Source organism: Bacillus sp. LR--39 (genome assembly GCF_053613335.1).
The window spans coordinates 1-586 of record NZ_JBSIOT010001262.1 but is presented as its reverse complement, the minus strand read 5'-3'; the positions used below and the strand labels follow the sequence as shown (position 1 = coordinate 586).

General features: G+C 50.2%; 1 protein-coding gene and 1 pseudogene. One reads left to right on the top strand and one right to left on the bottom strand.

Features of this window, described 5'->3' with window-relative positions:
* Positions 1-393, top strand: a pseudogene (locus ACWHAR_RS29840) (glutathione-dependent formaldehyde dehydrogenase); the annotation flags it as partial.
* Between the two features lie 40 nt (positions 394-433).
* Here ACWHAR_RS29840 and ACWHAR_RS29835 read toward each other — a convergent pair.
* Positions 434-586: SDR family oxidoreductase (locus ACWHAR_RS29835; RefSeq protein WP_452088784.1), on the bottom strand; the 153-nt coding region annotated here is incomplete at its 5' end.

Genomic DNA, 586 nt, shown 5'->3' with positions numbered 1-586 from the left:
GATGTCGTGATCGACTGCGTAGGGATGGACGGCAAAAAATCTCCGCTTGAGTATCTGGAGCAAAAACTGAAGCTTCAGGGCGGCACGCTCGGACCGATTCAAATTTCTACAAAGGCGGTCAGAAAGTGCGGAACCGTACAGATTACGGGGGTATATGGAAGCAATTACAATATGTTTCCGCTCGGCGCATTCTTTTCCAGAAATGTTACGCTAAAAATGGGGCAGGCTCCGGTCATCCATTTGATGCCGGAGATTTACAAGAAGATCGAAGAGAATCAATTTGATCCGAAGGAAATCATTACGCACCAGCTTCCGCTTGAAGAAGCCGGCCGCGCTTATCATTTGTTCAACGACCATGAAGATGATTGCATTAAAGTAATTTTGAAGCCATAGCGATGATAGCTGCCGAGCTACCGGCAGCCTTTTCCTCGCATTACCTTGCCAGCCATCCGCCATCGACGGCTAACACATGTCCATTCACATAATCGGATGCCGGCGACGAAAGGAATACGGCGGCGCCGGCAATGTCATCCGGCTGACCCCAGCGCTCGGCCGGAATCCGTTTTAAGATTTCGGCATTGCGGTT